We start from the raw sequence: 24,346 nt of genomic DNA, 5'->3' as shown, positions 1-24,346 counted from the left end.
ACGTGGCTGATCACCCGTTTCCCACTTTCGTCTGCATATGGGACAGCCTTTATCTTCCCAGCGCATTTATCACCATCTCCTTATGGGAATCCATTCACCGTCGGGGCCAAGCTTAAACAACACACTGCCGCTCGGAACAGCAGCATTTCCTGGGGTTACAAACTCGCGAACTGGAGTGACCATATAACCAGCATTAGGCCCTTCGAGTTTAACTGCCGTATTGCCGCCTTCAAGATAGTGTGGCCAACCTCCGGCGTCAAGAGCCGTTGGTTTAGTCACCCGAAGGCCATCCGTTGGAAAACTGTAGCCATAAATGTCTCCTCCATTCAGATATGCATTTTTTGCCGACGGAGCCATGCCAGTATATACCGCAGCGTCATGTGCATTTTTGACTAAGGCGGCATCTTCAAGCGGCATGAAAAAAGTTGGTGCTCCATTAGGGTTGCCGACAGTCGCCTTCGACGCGCCGTAGAATGGAACGACATCGTCACCGAAGAACGACACACCATAACGGGCCACTCGCGCAGCCGAACGAGTATCTATCGCATTATTGGCCGCAATTCGTTTAAGCGCACTGATTTCTGCGTCAACTAGAGTTGTTGGCCCGCCTCTCAAACTCGCGTCAGCGGGGAACGCATACGCACGAAGCCCCGAGCGATCGAGCATGACGTCGAGCTTGCTTGCAGCGTATTCTCCTACTGAGTACAGGCCCCTGGCACTGGCTGCGCCGATGTCGTAGTTCAGGCCAGGAATCTTGGTTAGGTACGGGCTCGCGTAGCTTGTTCCCAAGCCCGCAACAGTCCCGACGAAGCGGCTGCCTGCGGCTCGATAATTATTATCAAACATGGCTCCGAGTACGCCAACGGGACTATTGTCGACAATACCCCGCGCGATGCCGTCCAGCGTGACGTTGGAGCGGGGCTGGAAGCTGTTAATGTTGTTAGTAACTAAATAAGCCAGTCCACGATAACCATCAGCGACCGTGGCGAGGCCGTTCCATATGCCACTTGGAATCGCCTTGATGCCATTCCAAATACCAGCTCCCAAATCGGACATTTGTTGTGCAGCGATGTCATTGGATGCCTGTGGGCTGCCAATACTCTTTGGCGTCAGGCCAAAGATGGCATTCAACCGCTGGTTTACGTCGCCCCCGTCAACAACGACTTGTCGAATAGGTGCCTGGTAATTTGGAATGCGCTCGTCGTTATCACTGGTTCCGTAAGAACCGTCGTAAGCTCCCATGGCACCGAGCCAGTCCTTGTCTCCGCCGAGGAGCTGGCTCGAAGTCATCCCGCCATACATATTGCGCTCTGCCTGTTCATGGGAGATCGGCCTAGCTACTCGGCCTGCCTCTTGCCCATCGTCGGATTGCGAGCCCATGCCAGCCAAGCTGTTCCCCAGCGCATTGCCAAACGAGTTCCGAACAGCCTCTCCCGCCCTCCGCCCGGCCGCTGACAGCTCATCGTCAAAGAGGAACGACTTGCCACGTGCCTTATTGTCTTTCCGCTGATCCTCCAGACCCGATGACAGGGCACTTTCGAACGTAGAGATGCCGATCTGCGCCCAATCCTGCTTGCCAGGAATGATGAGATCCGTGATCAGACTACCAAAAAAACCGCTGATCCCGCTCTTCACGGCCCCCTTTGCAAAAGCGCTCCAGCCGTTTTCCTCCATCGACTTCCCAATGGAATTCAAAGTGTCGCTATTGCCAACGGCAGCGGAAATCGCCGACTCGGCCACCAAAGCCCAGCTGAATTTCTCCTGCTGGTGCGCTGCAATCAGCACGGCTCGACTAGCGACACTGCGTAAGGCTGCGCTGACGGCGGGGGTAAGACCTTTGGTCAGCGAATCGACGCCAGCGCCGATTGCGGCGGTGATCGCTGCCTTGCCGACGCTTCTCCAGTCCATGCCGTCCTGCACCCCGGCCACGATACCAACCGCCTGCGACGCCACGTTGCCTACGGCGACCTTCAGTCCCGTTGCGACAATCTCCGCAGCAGTGCTCCTGCCCAGCAACTCGGTCGCAAAACTAGCCATGCCGTCCGAGACCAAGCTCGCGACCACAACAGCTACCGCCACGATGATCAACGTGATGCAATACTTCTTGTCCGGCGGCGGTGGCGGCAGGTTCGGCGCCGTGCTGCCCACCAGTTTGCCCATGTTGAAATCGAGTTTGTTGCTGTCGGTCATGGCTGCGGGTGCAACGACACTCGTGCCCGCGACCAGCACGCTGTCGTGCTCCAACCGGTTGGCGTCGGCGATGCGATACCACGCGTCCGGCGTGCCGTACACGCGCTGCGCAATGCTTTGCAGCGTGTCGCCCTCGCGCACCACGACGACCTGACCCGTGGTCGGGTTCTCGCCCGCCTCCGCGGTGATCGTGCCGCCCGGCGTCACCATGCTCTGGTACGCGTCCTTGTTATAGGCCTCCCAGAACGCTTTCTTCTGCTCGTCCTGGAGGTCGCCGAACGAACCGTAGTTGATGCTGTAGCGCAGCTGCAGCTCGTCGCCCATCAGGATCTGGCGCTGCTCCACTGTCGGCGAATTCCAGCTCTGCTCGCGGCTGAGCAGGATGTTGCCGTGCGCGTCCACGATGAAGATCTTCCTGGACGTACCGCTCTTCGGTGCGTCGCCGTCCGTGGTGTAATCGACACCGACCAGGTTGCCGCTGGCATCGTACACATCGGTGCTCGTCGCGTTATTCCCAGTCTTGCCCGCGAGCTTGCCACTCAATACTGTCAGGTGGCCCGTGGACGACGCCTGCACCACGCCATTCGTCAGCGTCCTGTACGTGTTCGTATAGTCGCTGCGGATGTGGTCGTTCACCATCGCATCCGTGTGGTACGTCAGCACGTTACCCGCGTCGTCGAACGTGTCGTTGACCATCATGGTCTTAAGACTGCCGCCGTCCTTGAACCCCTGGTCGACTACCAGGCGCCCCTGCGTATCGTAAGCGCGGACGTGACGCTCATAACCGGTAGTGGCCGTGGCGGCGCGCACTCCGTCCAGATACGCATTCTGGTCGTTGTAATCCTGCAGATCGGACTTGTACTTCTCCAGAGCCTGGTCGTACGCGAGCTTGTCCTTGTCGTACTGCGCTTTCTTCACGTTGTAAGCGTCGATCACGGCCTGTGAGCTGCCTACAGGCGGAGCGGTCGGCGCGACCGGCGCGACCGGTTCGACCGGCGCCGGGACGCCGGACGTGATCGTCGGCGTCGTCGCCGACTTCTCGCCGGTCAGGACCACGCGTCCCGCCGCGTCGTACGCCGTCTGGAACACGACCTGGCCGTCCACGCTGGTGCTCACCAGGCGGTTCATGGCGTCATAGCCGTACGATTCCATGTGGCCCGCCGTTCCCGCCGTCTTCAGGTTGCCTGCAGCGTCGTAGGTGCGGCGCTCAGTCGCGCCGCCAATCGTGCCGTTGGCATCGAGCGCGCCGGAGATCGTGACCCGGTTCAGGGCGTCGTAGAAGAAGTAGCCGTCCTGGTTGCGGTCGCTGCCTTTGCCGACGGCCTTGGACGTGTAGCGGGTGCGATTGCCGAATCCGTCGTATTCGTAGGCGATGCTTTGCACGCCCTGGCCGGTATCGCCCGAACTGATCGTCACCACGCGGTGCAATACGTCGTAGGTAAACGTGTTGTCCGCGAACGTTACGCCGCCCTGCACGGTCTTTTCGCTCAGGCGATTACCCACCAGGTCGTAGGTGTACGTGGTCTGCTTGTTCAGCGACGGATACCCGTAGCCGCCACTGTTGTAATCGGTGATGCTCTTCAGCTGACCCGCGCCATCGTAAGCGTACGTCAGGGTCTGGCCCTTGCTCGGCTGGCTTGCCGTGCGCAGTTGGCCCAGGTTGTCATACGTGTACGCCGTCACCCCGCCGTCGTAGCCGGTCATGGTCTTCAGGCGGCCGTAGCTGTCGTACTCCCACTTCGCCTGATGGCCCAACGCGTCGGTCGCGGTCAGCTTACGCCCGTTCACGTCCCAGGTGGCCGAGGTGGCTGCGCAGCCTGGAATCTTGGTCCAGGTGACGTTGCCGTAGAAGTCGTGCCGGTAGTTGGTGACTTCGCCAGCACCGTTCGTCACGCTGATCAGGTAACCGAGTTCGTCGTAAGCAAACGTCTCGGTCAACGCACGGGTGGCGCTGAGGACTGCAGACATGATGCTGCCGGACTGCGTGACGCCGTAAATGTCGACCGGCGCATGGGTCACGCTGGTGACTTTGCCGATGTGGTTGTAAGTGTAGTGGACCGCACGGTCGGCCATGACTTCATCGGTCAGCACCTGGTCGAATGCGTCGTAGGTGTGCTTCTCGATGACGATACCGTTGGTCTCCGCGCTGAGCAGCTTGCCCGATGCAGTGAAGCTTTCCGTGGTGACGCGGTAACGCGCGCGATTGGCGTTATTGTCCGCCTCGCTGGTGACCGAGGCACTTTCGCGATCAATCGTCCTGCGACCGACCAGCGCGCCTTGCGCGCCATATGTGTACTCGAAGGTGCGTACGCGTCCGCCCGCCGTGCCGTCCGCCTTGGCGTAACGTTCGCTCGTCACGCGGTTCTTCATGTCGTAGGTGTAGCTCGTCGTCGGTTTCGGCGCCAGGATCCAGGTGCTGGCTGCCGGCTCGGTCTTGCTGAGCAGGTTGTGCCAGCGGTCGTACACGTAGGTCGTTACCGGACGGTTGCTCCCGCGTGACCGCGCCGTTTCGCTGATGACGTTGCCTTCGGCATCATACTTGTATTCGACGCGGCCGAGAGCGTTACCCATGCTGTTCGCGTTCGCGGTCGATACCGTGTATGTTTTGATGTCGTAATCAAATCCGTCGGCACCGTCGCTCGTCACGACCGCCGTCCGTCGTCCCAGGAGGTCGTACACATAGATTTCGTCCCGGCCGTTCTCATTGGTACGCCACATGCGGCCGGCTGCGTCGTATTCGTAGAACGTGATGTCCGTGCCCTGCTGCTTGCGCGTCAGTTCGCCGAAGGCGTTGTATTGCAGTGCCAACGATTTGTAGCTGTCCGTCAGCAGGCGGCCGACTTCATCGTAGGTGCGCGCGAATTGGCCGAACGCCGAATCCTTCGTGTAGCTCAGGCCCTGGCCGATGGTCCAGGTATCGGTCTGCAGGCCGCGCTTGTCGTAGGCGAAATACTGCGATACGCCCTCCGGATTGACGACGTGGATCGCGTTGCCCTGCTCGTCGTACTCAGTCTTCGTGACACGGTCGTCCCCGTTGATGGCAGCCGGAGTCGGATCGGTGGCCGTGATGGAGCCCTTGGCGTATTGGGTCTGGAGCACGACCTTCCCAACCATGTTGTAGCGATAAGTCGTGAGGCCGTAGCTATCGCCAATCTTATGGGTGCCGTCGATCACCGCCGTGAGGCGGCCCATCGCGTCGTAGAACATGCGGGTCGGAGAGTCCGAGTCAGTGGCCTCGGGTCCCCATGCTTTGACCATCGTCACGTTGCCTATCGCGTCGTACTCGGTGACGCGCACGTGCTCGTTGCTGGCCTTGCCGCTGCCGTCGGTCAGGCTCTCGCGCACGACGCGTCCGACCTTGTCATACGCCGTCGAGGTGATGCGATCGTTAGCATTCGCCACGGCGGTCGCGGCGACCTGACGGTTACCCGTCCAGCCGGCGATGGCGACTGCATATTCGCGCTTGCTGGTGACGTTACCGGCACTGTCGTAGCTGTAGGTCGTCTTGTATCCGGCCGCGTCCACTGACGCCTGCAGCAGGCCACGCTGGTCGTAGTAGTTGTTATCGATGAGCCAGGTGTTGGTACTCGCATTGAGCAACCTGGACGTTTGGATGACCGAACCGAAGGCGTCGTACACATAGCGTACCTGCGCGCCTGCCGTCTGGCTGCGGTTCGCGCTCGTGGCACCAGAATCGTCGACGTACACGGCCGGCTGCGTCACCTGCAGCGCACGACCGTCCATGTCGTAGGTCGTGGTGATCGTGCGGCGCTTGGTCTGGTCGAGCTGGGCCACCAATGTCGCGACGTCGGCGACGGTCAGCTTGTCCTGGCTGACGGTGATCGCGCCGTCGTAACGGGTCAGCGAGGTCTGTTCGCCCGTGCTGTTGTACGTGTACTCCGTAACGTTACCCTTCGCGTCGATCTCGTAACGCAGCTGGCCGATCTCGTCGTACACGTTGCGGCTAACGTAGCCCGCGCCATCCGTCTTCGTGATCACTTTGCCCAGGCGGTTGTACGCCATCGTAACGATAGCGTTCGTACCCTGCGTGACCGTCGTACTTCCCGGTACGTAACCGGTCAGCTTCCCGAAATCGATGCTCACCTGGTTACCCATGCTGTCGTAGGCAAATGCGGTGACGATCGTCTGGCCGTCGCCCGTTTCGGTGCGCTTGATGAGCTGTCCCAACGCGTCGTAGGCCATCGTAACGACGCGTCTGACGGAGGTGCCGTCCTTGCCCTCGACTTCAGGCGACGTTTCCTGCGACAGGTTGCCGGCAGCGTCGTACAGGTAGGTCCACTCGCGCTGGTTCTTGTCCTTGAACGACTGCTTCTGGCCGAGCTGGTTGTAGTCCGTGGTCTCGACCTTACCCTCGGCATCCGTATGCGAGGTAACCTGGCCCAGCACGTTGTACTCGAAGTGCTCGGTCTGGTCGCGCTGCGCGTCGACCGTCACGCGCGCGTCCAGTCCGCCCACGGTCCAGTTGCCGAATGCGCCGTCCGCGAACACAGACTTGGCGAAGCGGGTCCGTGCAATCAGGCTGCCCTTCGCGTCATACTCGAACTTCTGCGTGAAGCCGAGCGGATCGACGCTGTAGATCAGGTGATTGGCAGCATCGAACACTTGGTGGCTGGTGCGATCCTGCGCGGCTACCTGGGTGACCTTCGCAGCGATACCGGCCACGCCATATGCCCCAGCCGCCACTGTGGCGGTGTTGAGCCGGGTGGCGTAGATCGTCAGCGTCGTCATGTTGCCCGCGCCATCGAACTGCTGCTGACGGACCACGCCTTCGCCATCGATCGCGTAGATCAGCTGGCCGTTCTGGTTGTAGGCCATTAAGTTGACGCGGTCGCCCGTCGCCGGCGTTGCGCTCAGGGTAGCTGGATCAGAGGTCGAGCTAGTCAGGGTGCCGTATTGGACCTGCTTGACCGCATTGCCATAGATATCGTAGGCAAATCCGATGGCGGCGCCCAGTTCGTTGACAGTGACAAGCACACGGCCATGCGTATCGAAGACCTGGCGCACCGTCTTGCCTTCCGGGGTAACGGTCTCGATTCGGTTGCCTGCCACGTCGTATTTGTAGCGTGTGACATTGCCCCAGGCATCCGTGCTGGACACAAGCTTGCCGCTCGCGTCATATACAGAGCGCTCGAAGCGGTCGTGCGTGGCGTCGGCCACCAGTTGAACCGCCGCGGCCAGGGCGTCGGCGGTGGCGGCAGTATCCGCGGGAACGGCCTTGGCATAGGAGGTGCGCTCGATGGCGAAGCCAGTGTAGCGCGTTGCCGTAACAGCGCCGGCCTGGTCGATCGTGTAGATCTCGCGGCCCACGTTGTCGTACACACTCCGCACGACGCGGTCGTTGACGGTGTCGGCGGCCGGCAGCGGGCAGCCGATATCAATCGGCGTGCTATCCGCCGTCGGGACGTTCGTCAAGTTGGCGAATGTAATGCGCTGCAAGACGTTTCCGTCTGCGTCGTAGACGAGCTTGGTGACGCGTCCGGTGGCATCGACGCTGATGACCGGACGGCCATCGGCATCGTATGCCGTCAGCGTTACCTTGTCGCCCGCCGAGGCGACCACGCTTTGCGGCATTGCGCCGCACGGCACGGGCTTGGCATAGATAACGCGCTTGATGATGTTGCCACGCGCATCGTAAGTGTAGCCGGTCACTTGGCCGGACTTGGTCATCGACCAAGCCAGGCGGCCGTTGGCGCCGAAAACCGACACGTCGCGCGTGTCGAGCGTCGCATCGGCCGTTTGCTGGACGGCGGCGGATATCGCAGCGGCCGTGGCCGGCGTCTGGGGATCGATGCGGCGGCCGTAGGCGACACGTTCCGCCACGTTACCCATCACGTCGTACCTCAGCGCCACCACATAACCATCGCGGTCGATCGTGAAACTCGGGCGCCCCAACCCATCGTAGACGGTGCGCACACTGCTGTCGCGTTGAGCATCCGCCGTCACAGCCGGCGCCGTCCCCGGCGTGAACTGGGCGCGGTTGATGCGCGCTGCGTAGGCGGTACGCTTGATTTCGTTGCCCTCGCCATCGTATTCGTGACGGATGACACCTCCGGTGGCATCCACCTCATACGCCAGGCGGTTCGCCGCATCGTACACGTAATCGAAGCACGCATTCGGTGTCGCCCCCGACACCAGCGCAGCGAGCGCAGTTGCCGTGAGCGGCGTCGTTGCCGTCGCCTTGCGCAGGTAGGTGCGCGTGCTCATCGCTTGGCCGGCTGCAGTGTACGTGTAGCTGTTTACGTCACCTGCGGTATTGATGCTGTACAGCACCCGTCCTGCCTGGTCGTAGACGTAGCGCATTTGGTCATCGCGCGCAGCGTCGGCAATGCCAGCCACCAGCGTCGCCATCGTAGCTGCGTCGGCAGCCGCCGGCACGGCAACCGTCGCGAAGTACACGGTGCGGCTCGTAACGTTGCCCTGGGCGTCGAATTGGCGCGCCGTGACGACGCCTCTCGCATCGATGCTGTAGATCTCGTTCTGGTCGGCGTCGAACACGCTCACGGAAACGCGGTCCTTGGTGCCGTCCGGAACGATCAGGTTGCCCATCGTCGTCATCGTGAGGGTTGCGCTGGCGGCGGTCGGGCGCGCCACGCGATTGGCGTAGGCCACCGTCTTCGTGACGTTGCCAAATGCGTCGAACGTCCGGCTCGTGATCTGTCCGCTCGCGTCGATCTGCATGATCGCGTGGTTGTGGGCGTCGTAGGCCGTCAGGACGACCAGATCCTGGCTGCTCGATTGCACACTGGACAAGGCTGCGCTGGCGCCAACGGCAGTGGCATAGCTGACCTGCTTGATCACGTTTCCATTGGCGTCGTAACTAAATCCCGTCACCTGCCCGGTGGGGTCGGCCCTGAACAATACCCGACCGGCGCTGTCATACACGAAGCGCTCATGCAGATCGCCCGCATTACCGGCCCCGAGTGCTGTCGTTAACGCAGCACGATTCGCCGCCGTGGCGAGCGGCACCGGATTCGCGTAGCGGATACGCTCGCACACATTGCCGTCGCCGTCGTATTTCGTCTCGACGACCTGGCCCACACCGTCGATAGTGAACACAGGACGTCCGCCAGCATCGTATACGGTTCGGCTGACCGCATCAGTTGGTGCGGCCACCACAGTCGGGACGCTGCCAGCAATGTAGCCGGACAGGTTGATACGGGTCGCGTACGCCCGAGTTTCGATGAGCTGCCCCTTGCCGTCGTAGCTGTAGCGGGTGACGCCGCCAGTGCCATCAATGCTCCAGGCCAACCGGTTGGCTGCGTCGTATACGCGGTAGCTGGCTACGTCGTATGCCGAGCTCGTCATGGTCGGGACGGAGCCCGGCGCAAGACTGGTCGAGCCGGTGTATTTTTGCGCGTAGACGATTTGAGAGATCTGGTTGCCGGCCGCATCATAGCCGAACCTGCTGACCGTACCGGCGCCGTCGATGCTGCAGATCAGCATGCCGTCCGCGTCGTACACATAGCGCGTGCACACCGCCCGGCCATCAGCGGCGTTCCTGGAAACCGCTGCCGACACCGCGTCCAGCGTCGCCAAGGTCGTGGTTGGGATCGCGTTCGCGTACTCGACGCGGGAGATGACCTTGCCGTTGGCGTCGTAATGCTGTTCGATGACGAAACCCAGGCTGTCGACGCGATAAATTTCGCGGTTGGCCGAATCGTAGACACTACGCACGATGTGATCGCGCGACGAATTCGTGGACACTTGGTCGGCCAGCGCAATAGTGCTCACGGAGGTCGGCGCTGGCACTTTCGATGCGTGTATGACTACGCTAACGACATTGCCATTAGGGTCGAAACTCCGGTGCGTCACCACGCCATCCGGATCGACCTGCACCGTCATGCGGTGCAGGACATCATAGCCCATCAGGGTGACTCGATCGGCGCTGCTGGCGTGGACAGTGAATGGCTCATCTTGCGGAGTAATTTTCTTCGCATACGCCACCGTCTTCGTCAGGTTGCCGGCGTCATCATAGGTATAGCCGGTGACCTGTCCATGGCCGTCGACTTCCCACGATTTGCGACCGACGCTGTCGTAGCGGTAGCGCACATGCGCGTCGACACTGGAATCCGCCACGGCGGCCAGGGCCGCTGACACGGCTGCCGCCGTGGCTGGCGTCGTAGTGGCGATGGTATGAGCATAGCGGACGCTTTCGAGCAGGTTGCCCGAAGCGTCGTACGACATGGCGCTGACGGCGCCGGTGCCATCGATCACGTAGATCGGACGGTTCAGCACATCATAGACAGTGCGTACCAGCATGTCACGCGTGCTGTCAGTCTGCGGAGTGGGCGCGGTGCCTGGAGTCCAACCAGACATGTTGATGCGGTTCGCGTACGTCAGGCGGCTGATCACGTTGCCGTTACCATCGTATTGGTAAGCCGTCACGCCGCCCAGGCCATCGACATCGTAGGCCACGCGCCCATCCTTGTCGTAGACATGGTGGTTGACGATGTCGAAAGTGCTGGAGCTCGTTAACGCATTGGTGACGGCGGTCAAGGTCGGGTTGGCGGTCAGGCTGCTCAGGGTGACCGCTTTGGCATACTCGATCGTGCGCGTCAGCCGACCTTGCGCGTCGTAGCTGTTCTGCTTCACATAGCCTAATGCGTCGATCGTGTAGACCAGACGATTCAAGCCGTCGTAGACATAGCGGATGCGGTTGCCGTTCGGGTCGACTTTGGCAATGACATTGCCGTTCTTGTCGTACTCGTAGTTCTCCGTCAGTGCCAGACCGGATGGATCGTTAACGGCGCGGATACGGCGGCCCAGGTCGTCGTACACATAGTCGGTCAGTTCCCCGCCAGGCAACTGAACCCGCACGACCTGGCCACGCTCGTCGTTCGTGTACACAGTCTTGAGCTTCGCGCCGCCGGCATCGTAAGTCTGGCTGACCTTCGCTCCATCCAGGTCGTACTCGGTGGTCGTGACAACACCCGACGGGTCGGTAACACGCACGACGTGGCCTTGGGCGTCATACTCATAACGCGTGCAGAGGTTCAATCCCTGTTCGTCGACTGTACGGCTCAACTGACGGTTGGCAGCATCGTACGTGTAGGTCACTTCCGTGCCGTTCGCGTCGGGGGTGAGCACGAGGCGATTGGCGGCGTCGTACTGATGGATGACCGAGCCCGCTGCCGTCACGACGTCGAGCAGGTTACCGTTGTCGTCGTAGTGATAGCTCGTGGTGTTGGCGTTGCCGTCCCTGACACTCAGCACCTGGCCATTGCGCGTCATCAGCGTTGTCGTGGCCACGTTTTCCGGCGTCGTCACGGTGATGCTACGCGCTGCCGTTTCATAGGCGTAGCGTGTCACGTTATTAAGTGCATCGCTCGTAGTCAGTTGACGGTCGAACGCATCATAAGTAGTGCTGCGCTTACCGCCGGCCGCGTCCATGGTCTGCACCACGCGGCCCAGGCGGTCGTAGCTGGTCTGGCTGACATTGCCGTTGGCGTCGGAGCTGCGGATTACGCGTCCGAATGGGTCGTACTGTGTGCTCCGGGAAACGTAGATCCTGTCAGTGCGCTGCACAGTCGAAGTCTCGAGCCCACGGTGGTCGTACTTGTGGATGGTGATCACGTCGGCACCGCCGATCGTGCCCGGTTGCGTGCTCGCAACCACTTCTCTGAACGCGTTGTACGTCGCGCTGCTGACATAGCCCATCGCGTCGGTATGTTCGATGACGTTACCTTCCGCGTCGTATTTCGCGTGCCTGCCACTGTTCTGCGCCGCCTGTGCGTCGCGCGCTACAGCCAGCGCCACCAAGGCGGCTGCATTTTCCGTGTCCGACAGCAGACCGCCGGCCATGGCCGTCACGGCCTTTTCCGGAACCCGTGTCGCATAATGCGTCGTAGCCGTCTGACGTCCCAGTGTGTCGTATTCGTTTTCGATCACCTCGCCGAGCGCGTTGACAGTAAAGCGCAATTGGCCTTCGTCGTCGTAGAAATACACGTTGCGCTGGCCCTTCGACGCATTCGTGCTGGTCAGGCGGCCGGCAATGTCGTAGGTGTAGCGAGTGCCATGTTCGGCCCAGACTGCATCGACCTCGGCTGCGTTCATGCCGTCCACGATCAGAGCTGTACCGAGTCCATCAAGTTGCGCCGCGAGGCGACCCAGTGTGTCGTAGCGCTTGAGCGTACCTCGCGCATCGCCGGTTCCGCGCGCGCGCATGGTGGACGTCAGGTTGCCGTCGATGTCGTAAGTGTATTCGGTGACGGTGCCGTCGGCCGCGGTCTGACGTGTGAGCCGGCCATTCAAGTCGTACGCGTTCCTGGTGTGATGATCATCCGCATTGGCGGCAGGACGCAGCGAAGCCAGCGTCGAGATCGTGCTGACCGGGGCGCGTGCTGGCGTGGCGTAGCGGATCGTGTCAATAACGCGGCTGGCGTTGTCGTACACGTACTCGGACAGGTAGCCCTCGGCGTCGACCTCGCCGACCTTTCTGCCCATGTTGTCGTAGTAGCTGTACACTACGCGGTCGGCACTATTAGCCGAGGGGAGGTAGAAGCTGATGTAGTCGTAGCTGTCACCGCCGTCTTCGTACGAAGGGCCGCCGCCGATTGACCAAAGCGTTCGCGAGTAGACCACGGTCTTCACCAGGCGATTGGCCGCATCGTAGAAATACTCGGTCGGATAATTCTCGGCGTCGACGCTGACGCGAAGTCTGCCATCGGCATCCACGCAGTTCCACACCTTACGGTCGGACGCGCACGCGCCGATGACAACCTGGCGCACACCCGCGATCACCGTATGCTGCACGGCTCGAGAAATCGCCGGTGCATTGGCCGCGTCGCCGGCATACGAAGCCACGACGGTGGCGGTGCCGACGTCGAATGCATTGCTCGGCAAGTTGAGCGTGGCGACGCCGCGTACTACCGCGGCAGTGCCCAGAACCGTCTTGCCGCTGATGAAGGTCACGAGCCCACCGGGAACATTGCCGTCAACGGTCGCCGTATAGGTGACGGCGGCGCCCTGACGCACCGGTCCAGCCGGCGCCTGGAGCTTGACCGTGACCGGCGCGCCAATGATGGTTTCGTCCACGGCAGCCGACATGCTCGCCGCGTTCGCGGCATCGCCCGTGTACACGGCCGTCAGGTGGTTGGTGCCGGCAATCAGTGCGGTCGTCGCCAACACGGCAGTGCCGTTCTGCAGGGCCACCGTGCCCAGGATGGTCGAACCGTCGTAGAACGTCACGCTACCGCCCGGCGACCTGGCGCCGGTGACTTGCGCGGTTAGCACGACGCTCGTCCCGAGGGTGACCGTGTTCCCGGAAGCACTCAGCGTGGTCGTGGTCGAGCCAAGGTTGCTCGAACCCGGCGTGGTGTAGGTCTCCAGGCGCGCGACATTGTAGACGTCGCCCGCATAATACGCGGTCACACCGGACAATCCGTCTGCGGGGATCCGCACGATCAGGCTGGCCTCCCCGTTCTGAACCGCGCTGGCGCCCAGCACATTGCCATAAGCGTCCCTGAATGTAATGACGCCTGTCGGATCTGCGCCCTTGACAGATGCGTATAACTCGACCATGCCCGAACGGTTGAGCGGGTCCGGGCGGCTCGACAGCACGACTTTGTCGTCAAATTTGCTGACGAGGCCACCACCGTGACCACTACCATAAGCGACGTTCCTGACCTCTGCTGCCTCATTGCGGTCGTCGCCTGAATACACCATGTTGTAATAGTGGCCGAAATCCGCCATCTTATTTGCGGGTACCAAAAACACGGCCTGGCCACCCACCAGTTGGGCCGAGCCGAGGCGTTCGCCTTTGTCACTGCTGTACAGGACGATCGTTCCGGTCGGCGTCGGCGTGCCGGCAACCGTCACCGTAACCTTGGCAGTTACGGCCGTTGGGCTTGACCAGCTAACGACGTTGCTCTGGGCATCGAGCGCCATTTCGGTCGCAGTGATAGTTGCAGTTGCCGGGCGACCGACTACATACGATATCGGCGCAGAATACGAGATGTCGACTGCCTGCGCCGAATTACCGGAATACACCACGCGGTATTGGTGCTGACCTGCCGCGACGTTCGTAATGGTGAGGCTCGGACTCAAATAGTCATCGGTTGCGCTTACACTGCCGAGCAGCACATCGCCGTCGAAAAAGCTGAACGACCCGGAGTTGACGGTGCGGTAACTGTTATAGTTCGGCCTTGCTGTCAGGGTAACCGTGGCGCCGGCTACTGACGCATCCGGACTGACACTCAGCCGGACCTTGAGTGGGTCGGCCGGAACGCTCACGATGACCGCCTCAGAGGTGCCCGTCGCGCGTATATTCGAGTAGTACGTGTCGCCATGGTAGATCGCGGTAACTGCGCCGCTGCCGATCATGTTCGGTTCGACATTATCGAGGACCGCCTGGCCGCCAAGCACGGTCGCTACACCGACCGATTTTGTACCAACAAAAAACTCCACGGTCGAGTTGCCGTCGAGCTGTGCAGCCATCGCGCTGGTCGGATAGGCGACAGTCGCCTCCAGGCGCAAATAACGTGGATCACCCGTCGTCAGCCGATCCACGCGAAGAACCGGATTGATCGTCGCGGGTGCCATCGTCAGCGTTCGCACCACGCCGTTTGCTCGTGAGGTCGGCGAGTTGTACTGGTCGCCGGAGTAGACGGCTGTCAACTGCGTTGTCGCCGATTTGAAGTCGCTGAAGTCCAACGTGGCGCTCCCATCGACGACAGGCGCACTGCCAACGACGCGCCTTCCGTCAAAGAAAACGACAGAACCGGTGGGGGGATGGGTACTGTCGACGCCTGTCACGCTGACGTGCAACCTGGACGATTGGCCATAGGTGACGGCAGCCGGTGTCGCCTCGAACGAGATATTGCTCGGCGACGTTGTCTTTGCGGGCGCGGCGATGCTTCCTATAACGTTGGCGATGTAGAGCCCATCGCCGGCGTCGCTTGGAGCATTCGCGCCATCGCCCGAATACGCTGCCGATACAAATGCAGACGAGCCGTAGTACGTCGATTCCAGCGTGGCGACTCCATTTACCACTCTGGCCGTTCCAATGGCCTCGTAAGTACTGAAGAAGGTCACTAGGCCGGTCACCGGCTGTCCAGAAGAACCTGTCACCTTTGCCGTCAACGTAAACTTCTGGCCACTGACGATCTGGGAGGGAGAACTCGAGACGGAAATCGTCGTTGGGACCTGCGCGGAGACGGTGACCTGCTCGGCCGCTTCGGAGCGCGATGCGATGTTGTTGGCGTCTCCGCCGTAGCGGACGCTCAACTGGTTCGACCCGACCGGGAGATTGCTGAGGGACAGGACGGCGTGGCCGTTGAACAGGTCGGCACGGCCGATGGCGGTCGCACCGTTGTAGAACGTGACGTTGCCAGTGGCGTAGCCATTTCCCGGTCGAGACACTGTCGCCGTCAGGATCACCGGCGCACCTTGGGCGTGCTGGCCGTCCGGAATGTCGAGTGAGATCGACGTCGGCGACTGCGCAACTTGTTGGACGAAGTTGCCGATGACGAAGCCGTTGTTGGCATCTCCCGCGTACATGGCGGTAATGTTGTTCGCGCCGGCCGGCAGCGTGTCGACCGAAATGCTGGCGCTGCCGTCGACAATTGGGGCCCGTCCGATCTCCTTGTTGTCCCGGCCGAAGAACACGACCGTGCCGCCCGGATGCAAGCCGGCGACGTCGGCGCGCAATGTAAACGGTACGCCCTGGGTCGGTAGTGCGTTGGAGCTCGAGATAGCGATCTGCGCGGGTGTATTCGGCACCTGGACAGGTGACGAGACACTGGTCGCGTTAACCGCGTCGCCAGAATACGTGGCGCTCACCACGCCCTGGCCGTCGATGTAACCCGGCAGCACGAATACCGCCCTGCCCTGTCCAACCAGGTCAGTCTTGCTCACGCTGGCGGTTCCAAGCGGCTTGCCATTGCGGTCGAAGAACGTCACCAGGCCCGAAGGCTTGACCCCGGTGATCGTCGCCGTCACCTTTTGCTGCGGTCCATTTATACCGGTAACCACCTCCATGACAAGATCAACCGCGCTGCTGACCGGCTGGACGACCGCAGAAGGATTGCGGAAATAGGTGGAGCTTTCGGACGTAATGGCATTGCGTGCATCGCCGGAATACACCGCGTGCCAGTAAGCGTTCCCCTGTGCGCTTCGACGCGTGGTAAATGTAGCCACGCCATTGACCACGTTGGCGCTGCCGATGACGGTGTCGTCGTCGTAGAACGTGACCACGCCGGTCGGACTATTTCCATTGACGACAGACGTGAACGTGACCTCCGCGCCAACGCTCGGGTTGGGCGGCGATACGTTAAGGGTCATGCTGGTCGGCGCAACAGCGACAAACTGCGCGATCGAGGACGTGCCGGCGGCCAGGTTGCCGCTGGCCGTGAACCTGGCCTGGACGCTGTAAGTGCCGGGCGCCGGCCATGCGGCCGCATCCACATCGATATTGACCGTGCCGCCGCTGATGCTCCGGGTACCCCGGCTGACCCCGTTGACGAAGAGTTCGACGGTGCCGTCACGGTAGGGACCATCTACCCTGATCGGGATAGAAAAGGCCGAGCCGGCCACTACCCGGCTGTTTGGCAACATGAACGTCACCGCGGTCGCCGGCTGCGCGGCGGTCGCGGCCACCGCTGAGGTTGCCGGCGCACGGGAAGCGTCGCCCGAATACACCGCAGTCACATTGAGGGTGTTCGTACTCGGCAAGATCGTGAACAGCGCTTCGCCTTTGACGACGTTGGCACTGCCGATCAGGATGTCCCCAGAATAGAAGCTGACCGTGCCCGTCGCGGCCGGATCGGCGATCGTGGCGCGCATGTAAAGGCGGCTGCCCAGCGCCGTCGCGTCGGTGGTGTAGCCAAGCGAGACCGTGGACGGAGTACGGGTCTCGGTCTTGGTGACATTCGTCCGAGAAAGGCATACCGCATTGTTCAACACTGCGGTCGCGTTGTTCGCGTCACCCGCATAGCTGACGCCGACGTAACGATAATCACTGCCGACATCGCTGGCGCTGACGTTCAGCGAGGCCACGCCATTGACCACGATAGCCGTGCCGAGGACCTTGTAATAGCCTGCCGATCCGCTGGCGCCTCCGACCGCGCTAAACGTGACGACGCCGGTTGGCGACGCGCCACCGGCGAGGGTAGCGCGCAGCGTGGTCGGCAGGCTCTGGCTGATCGTCGTCATACCGCTCGGCGTAACGGAAATCGTCGGCCTGGGCTTGCCAGTAACCTCGATCGACAACGTATTCTTCGCGACGCTATCGGTAAACGCTCCGATCCAGCTCGAATATGTGGCGCGGATATTATGCACGCCCGCACCCAGGCTCGACACGGCCAGCTTTGCGATACCATCGGCCTGCAGCCAAACGTAGCCGAGGCTGGTATCGCCGTCGTAGAAAACTACGCGACCTTCGGAAGCCACAGTGCCGTTCAGGGCAAGTTGTGCCGTCAACACGAGCGTGTCGCCCATCGCCAGCGAACTGACCGGACTGCTCAGGGTAACCGACGCTGGAAGCGCAGTAACGGTCTGCGTGAGCGTGCCCGCGACACTGCTGGCGTGACGCGCATCGCCTGAGTAAGATGCCGTGATCTGGTACGTCGCTGGCATCAACGCTTTGCTCAAGGTGAGCGTTGCCACGCCGTCGATCACGGGGGCGCAACCGTACGATTTGCCGTCCGGTGAGACAAAGGCGACGGTGCCGGTCGGATTATCGCCTACGACCGTCGCGACCAATGTCACTGGATCGCCATATTTGGTCAACGACGTCACACTGGAGATCGAGATTGTCGTCGGCTCGGCCATCACGGCCATCTCCACCGATGTCGAGGACGTCGCAGACACCACTCCATCGCCATCGTATTCCGCACGCAAGTGGCGTGTTCCGCTCACTTGCGGCTGGCAGGTGAGGACGGCCTGGCCGTTGGAAATGGTGGCCGTGCCGAGCACGATATCGCCGTCCATGAAGCGCACACTGCCGGTGGCCGCAGTATCTCCAAACGTTGCCGTCAGCGTCAGAGGGGTGTTGCCGATGACGCGGGTACGGTCGGCGATCAGCACGAAGTCGTGGCTGCGTTCGACCGTTTGGGTCAGGATGTTCGAACTTGCCGGGCCATTCAGCCCATTCTCGGGGTCGTGCGTGTAGAACGCGCGCAGCGATCGGCTACCCAACGGCAGGTTGGCGACCGTGAACGTCGCCGTGCCATGATTCAGGTAGGCGCTGCCAAGCAGCGTATCGCCGTCGAAAAACGTTACTACGCCGTGCGGATCGATGCCTTTGACGCTGGCGCTGAGGACCAGCGGCGTGCCGATGGCTGTACTAGCGGCCGAACTGGTCAGCACGACCTCGGTAGCCACATTGAATACAGTTCGGTTGACCACTGCAGACTGACTGGCACTGCTAGCCGCATCACCGGTATACTCAGCCTGCAGTGAGGCCGGGCCACCCGGCAGCGCTACATTCAGTACGGCGACGCCGTTACTGAGTTCCCCCTGCCCCAGCAACTGGGTGCCGTTGTAGAAATTCACCTTTCCGTGTGCAACATACAGCCCGCCCACCTGTGCAAGCAGGCGATATTCGTTGCGCGCCCCGCCCTCCACCGGATTGACAAGGAGCTGCGTCGTCGTCGCGACGGTCTTGACGGCCAATGTACGCGTGGCCGATTCACTCGGTCGCAGGCCGCTCACCCCGCCGAACACAGCGGTAAATGCATAATCTCCGGCCGGCAGCCTGCCGAGATTGATCGACGCGGAGGATCCGTCCCAGCGTCCCACGCCCACCAACGTACCGCGGTTGTAGAACGCCACCGGCGTGTAACTCGGGATGCTGCCGCCGGCGACGGTAGCGGTCAGCGTAATCGGTGCGTCGACCGTGGTCGACGAATTCGAGTTCAAGCTTGATGGGCTGAACGTGAGTGTCGTCGTGCTGACGGGGCGGTTATCCGACGAAGTTGCCGGCGGCGCAGCAGACGGCTTGACGCATACATCGATGACATCCGTGATGGCCTGCTCGCTCAGGTTATTGCTCGGGTAGCCGCCGGAAGTCATCCGAACCGCCGCCGCAGTGATGTGCGCGGTGCCGACAGCGACGATCGACGTAGTCAACGTGGCTACACCGGCCGCATTGGTGCGCGAACTGCCAAGCAACACGCTGCCGTTATAAAACGACACCGTCGAATTTATCAATGCCGCATTGTTCGAACCATCTGCCGTGGCGACGGTGGCCGTCAAGGTCAACGGCGCGGCCTGCTCGAGCGTGGTCGAGCTCGCGGACAAGGTGACCACTGGGCGCGGATTGTCGGTGACGACCTGGTTCGACACATACACCGAAGCGCTTGATGCGGCACGGTAGCTGTCGCCCAGATAGTAGGCGTACACAAGGCCCGATGATCCGGTCATGATTTCGGAATTCAGGGTCGCAACACCATCCACCACTGGCACCGTACCGAGCACGACGCCAGTCGCCGCGTTCTTGAACTGTACCTGACCGCTGATCGGGGCCGGATTTTGCCAACCGTTGATCTTTGCCGTATACACGACGCTCTGGCCCACACGAGCGTAAGGGTCACTCACCGTCACCGAAGTCGAGCTCGATGCTGGCTTCACCATCAAACACACTGGCTTCACGACAGGCGCTGCATTGCCAACACCGACGTAAACCAACGTCAGATTGTGCTGCCCGGCCGGCAGCGCAATCGTCATTGACATGGTCGTATCGGAGAGGGAATCGATCACCGCACGCTGAAGGACATTGCCGGTATCGTCGAGAAGGGTCATCATGCCGCCCGGCGCCGCACCCGCAACCTTTGGATATAGGTACCACGTATTACCGATGGTGGCCGTCGTGTCAGACTGGGTAGTGGTCAGCGTCACCAAAGTCGGTAGGCTGTTCAAGCGCTGAGCGACGCTCGTGGCGTTATTGGCGTCACCGGAATAAACAGCGCGGATGTCGTCCGGCTGAACGCCGAGGTTCAGCAGTGGCAACGAGGCGTTGCCGTTGGAAATCGTCGCGCAACCCAGAAACTTGTTACCCGGCCCGTAGAAATCGACCTCGCCCTGTGGGTTGAATCCGGTGACCCTTGCGGTTAATGTCGTCAACGTTCCGTTCGAAACATCGAACGTGTCCACATACAACGCGGTATGCGAAATCGCGGTCTCGACCGTCTCGTCGAACGCCGACGACACACTGCCCGCATTATGGATGTCGCCCGAATACGCCGCGACCACATGGGTGACGCCGACCACTACGTTTTTGATGCCGGCCGTCGCCACGCCATTGATCACCTGCCCCGTGCCAAGCACCTCGCCGTTCTGGTCATAGAACGTGACCGTGCCGGTCGGGCGAACGCCGCTGACCGATGCCGTCAGCGTGATCTCGCTACCGACGTTGGTCGTACTGTCCGACGAGGTCACCGTCACAGTACTCTGCGCCAGGCCGATCGTTTCCGTAAACAGGTTCGACGTGCTGCCGGCATTGGCCGCATCGCCGAGGTACACGGCCTTCAGACTGTGCGCGCCAACCGGAAGGGTGCTAAGCGACAGCGCGGCGACGCCATTCCGCACTACGGCATAGCCGATGGCAGTGTCGTCACTGAAGAAAGCCACCATGCCCGACGGATTGGTGCCACTGACTTTCGCGGACAAACCGAGCGGTGCGCCATAGACGGCGCCTGACAGGTCTGCGGATAGCGTGACGCTGCTCGGCTGGGACTGGGGCGCATCGGCCTCCAGGACCTTCGAAGTGCTGCCCGTGTTGGCAGCATCGCCCGAATACACGGCCGCGATGTCCGAATGACCGGCCGGCAGGCTCAGCGCGGTAAAGGTAGCCACGTTATTGACGACGGCCGCGCTGCCCAGCAGCACCGAACCTGCAAAGAACGATACCGTGCCACTCACCACATTGGTGCCGGCGGCAGTGACGACAGCCACGTAGGTGTGTGCCCCGGCAGTGCTCGACGCCCGGGTTTCACTCAGTTGCACGGACGTGCTACTGCCCAACAGTTTCAGCGCGACGTCGCTGCCGTCCCTCAGCAGCGACATATCGACCGGCGTCGCCAGCCGATTAGTCGCGTAAGCGCGTGACTCGCCGTCGTACAGCGTTTGCGTAGCGTAGCCGAGCGCATCAATCTGCCAGACGAGGCGATCGTCAGCATCGTACAAATTCCACGTTTTCACGTCGGTCGCGCTGGCAGCCGGACGGACACTGTCCAGCGTCAGGTGCAACGCCTGGTCGAGCTGGGATGCGACGGCCCGCGCCAGGTCGAGCGTACGCGCCATGAACGGCAGCGGGGCCACGAGTGTGGCGTACGTAATGGTCTCCGTGCGGTCGCCGTTGGCGTTGTACTTGTATTCGGTCAGGCGTCCGATTGGGTCAATCTCGCCCGTCAATCGGCCGGCAGCATCATACGTGTACGCATGCTTGCTGCCGTCCGGGTCCTGAGCTACGCGCAAATGACCCATGGCGTCGTACCAGTAGCGGGTCTCGCCCAGCACGTCGTGGCTGTCGCTCTTGACGACCGACTTGAGCTCACCGCCCTGGTTGTAGACCGACGTGGTCACGAGACCATTCGCCTGGGTTATCAGCACACGGTTGCCCGCATCGTCATACACGGCGGTCGTGGAACCGCCGGCGTTATCGGTGGTGGCGAGCACGCGACCTAGCCCATCGTAGGTGGTGTTGGTAATCAAGCCACTCGCCGCGATAGTTTGCAGCAGCTGGCCGGCTTGGTCATAGACCATCGTGGTGACGCTCTGGCTGCCATCGGCAACGCCAGCCCCCGCGGTGTCGACCTTAGCCCAGGTCGTGATCGACTTGACCTGGCCGCGGAAATCATAGCCGTAATCAGTGCGCTGGCTGGTTGACTTGTCGGCGATGCCGTTGACCCAGCTGACCAGATCCGTTTCACCCAAGCTGTAGTTGGGCGTATAGGTCTGCCCCGCGTACTTGATCACGCTCGACTGGTTGCCGGCTGCGTCGTACCGATATTCGGTGACGCTGTTGCCATCGCTCACGGTAAACCGCAGACGGTTGCGACTGTCGTAGACGAAGTGCTTGGTGCCGTAGAAGCTTAGGACGTTGTTGGGCGTATTGATCTGCACGGTTTCGGACAGCAACTGGTTGTTCGCGTTGAACGTGCGCTTCACAACGTTTCCCATGCGATCCGTGGACGAGATCTGGTTGCCGGCATCGTCATACCGGAACGTGCTGGTATTCCCCATCGCGTCCGTCTGCGACAGCACGTTGCCCCAGTTGTCATAGCTGTAGCTCACGCTCGAGCTGACGCCATTCACCTGCGGGCCCACGATCTTCGTCAGGCGGCCCTTGCTGTCGCTCGTGACGATCGTCAGGTTGCCATGAGCGTCGGTGATGCGCGTCTCGGCTCCTGTCGCCGGCGTCTTGATGTAATTGAGCGTTGCCGGCACGCCGTCGAGCTGCAGGCCGGCGATCAGCTGCGGATCATCCGTCGCGGTGCGCAGTGCGTCCATCGCTTCATGGTCGCGCGTGTGGTACAGGGCGTACGTGATGCGTTCCCACGTGTCACCCTCGCGCACGCGGTAATACGGCGGCACGGTCACGTTCGTCGCGTTGATGGTGAAGCTCAGCGTCGCCGGCACGGGGCTCAACTTAGCGTCAGGGGTCAGGTTCGGACTGCCCAGCGCGGTCTTCAAGGCAGCGACCGCCGCCGGTTCGGTGGTGTGGTACAGCGCCTGCGTGATGCCAGCCCACGTGTCGCCGGACTTGATCACATAGGTCGAATCAAGGATGACGGTGGCGCTGGTGGTGTCGACCTCGCTCGTCGTAAATTTGCTTCTATCGACGGCAAGATTCATCTCGATCGTCTGGTCGCCGATCGTGTCCAGTAGGCTACCGTCGACGGCTACGCTGACGGGTACCGCATTTAAAACATCGTCGTAGGAAAACTTGGTCGTACGCGGAACACCGTCGACCACTTGGGTCAGCGTGTCGACCAGCCACATCGTACCGATCTGTTTGTATGTGAACTGCGCCTGAGTCCCATCGCTCTCGATGACACTGGCCAGGCGTTTGCTGGCACCAGCATACGAATAGGTCGTGACATACGTCTTGCCGTCGGCAATGCTGTTATCGTCGGGCGTGAGGTCAACGGTTACAGTATTCAGCCGATCCAGGTCGTCATAGCCGTAGCGCACGCGCGTAGTCACCGTCCCGTCTTGCTTGACTGTGCGAATTTCCGTGAGGTTGTTGCCGGTATAGATCAGCAGCTGTTTTTCGCCACTCTGATCGCGCACTTCCGTGAGCTGATTACCTGTGTAGACAAAGTCGATTCGATTACCGCTCGAATCGGTCTGCTTGACCAGTTTGCCGGCTCCGGCGGACCAGGTATAAGTCTCGACAAGGCGCGAACTTCCGTCAGTCCACAACCATTGACGATTCACGGCATCGTAGCTCAACGTGTCGTGTGCACCCTCCGCTTCGGCGTTGATATAGGTGCTGCCGTTGTAGCGGTAGATCGCGCGCGCGCCATCGGCGTCCGTTCTGGTAATGGTGCTGCCAGTCGTATTTAGCGCTCCTGTCAAACTATCGACGCTACGAAAAAAGCCGAGGCGCCAATTGTCGTCATTACCGTCGCCATCGAACATGCCCTGACTGTTATAGGTGCGAATGGCAAAGACATCGATACCCGTGCTCTTCAGCCGATCATCGTTATGCTGGAGCACGAGGTTGCCGTTCGCACTATTAACGTAAATTTGCTCGCCGTGTCGTCCGAGGGCGGAGGAGCCGGCCATGGCATTTTGTTTCGTTGCAAACGAACTGAGGCTCAAACCCAAGCTATTACCGCTTATGATTGCTACCATTATTCCCCCTGTTACCTCATTCAACCGTCGGCGTTGTATTGCATAACCGTTCCGAGCTTGCCCATGGGCAAACGCCCGCCCCACAAATGTATCCGCTAAGACCTGAGTGTTATTTATGGGAATCTAAACTTGCACATGAGCAATATCAACGCCGCATTCTGGGCCGGGGCGGTGGTGTGTGTCCGACTGACGACCCAAGATCTAACAACTGGACCGGCCAGCGTGGCGCCTCCAGCTACACGGCGCCCTCCAGTCGATTAGTTGCAATTTTCTATCCCTGCCCCGCAGGCTGACCTGGCGCGCAGAGTGCGATACGCAGCCGTTAAGTTCGAAAACG

1 protein-coding gene is annotated in these 24,346 nt (G+C 61.2%); it reads right to left on the bottom strand.

Going from position 1 to position 24,346, the window contains the following annotated elements; translation table 11 throughout:
• Positions 1–69: 69 nt before the first annotated feature.
• The gene (locus ASD28_RS31805; RefSeq protein ID WP_056128191.1) at positions 70–23,940 is read right to left on the bottom strand and encodes an Ig-like domain repeat protein; all 23,871 of its coding nucleotides are present in this window, start codon (positions 23,938–23,940) and stop codon (positions 70–72) included.
• Positions 23,941–24,346: the final 406 nt, after the last annotated feature.

Origin of the sequence: Massilia sp. Root133 (assembly GCF_001426525.1) — a bacterium.
Lineage (GTDB): Bacteria > Pseudomonadota > Gammaproteobacteria > Burkholderiales > Burkholderiaceae_D > Telluria > Telluria orientalis.
This window is presented reverse-complemented; position numbering and strand designations above follow the sequence as displayed.

Coding starts and splice junctions, on each gene's coding strand:
- ASD28_RS31805 (WP_056128191.1), bottom strand. CDS start 23,940: ATGGCCGGCTCCTCCGCCCTCGGACGACACGGCGAGCAAATTTACGTT.